Raw genomic sequence first — 758 nt, forward strand, 5'->3', positions numbered from 1 at the left:
ACCATCAACACATCACACGTTGAATACGATACCGAAACTCGTCACTACGCACACGTTGACTGTCCAGGACACGCGGACTATGTGAAAAACATGATCACTGGTGCTGCACAGATGGACGGTGCGATTCTTGTTGTTGCAGCAACTGATGGTCCTATGCCACAAACTCGTGAACACATCCTTTTAGGTCGTCAAGTAGGTGTTCCTTACATCATCGTGTTCTTAAACAAATGTGACATGGTAGATGACGAAGAGTTATTAGAATTAGTTGAAATGGAAGTACGTGAGCTTCTATCTCAATATGATTTCCCAGGTGATGATACACCAATCGTACGTGGTTCAGCGTTACAAGCGTTAAACGGCGTGCCAGAGTGGGAAGAAAAAATTCTTGAATTAGCGGGTCACTTAGACACTTACATTCCAGAGCCAGAGCGTGCAATCGACCAACCATTCCTTCTTCCGATTGAAGACGTGTTCTCAATTTCAGGACGTGGTACAGTAGTTACAGGTCGTGTTGAGCGTGGTATCATCCGTACAGGTGAAGAGGTTGAGATTGTTGGTATCAAAGAGACTGCGAAAACCACAGTAACGGGCGTTGAGATGTTCCGTAAATTATTAGACGAAGGTCGTGCGGGTGAGAACGTGGGTGCATTATTACGTGGTACTAAACGTGAAGATATCGAACGTGGTCAAGTATTAGCGAAACCAGGTTCAATTACACCACACACAGACTTTGAATCAGAAGTTTACGTATTATCAAA

General features: G+C 44.2%; 1 protein-coding gene. It reads left to right on the forward strand.

Annotated elements, in window-relative coordinates; all coding sequences use genetic code 11:
* Nucleotides 1–758: elongation factor Tu (locus ACWIT3_RS09525; protein ID WP_457162453.1), on the forward strand; the 758-nt coding region annotated here is incomplete at both ends.

The sequence above is a fragment of the Pasteurella sp. P03HT genome, from assembly GCF_054052285.1.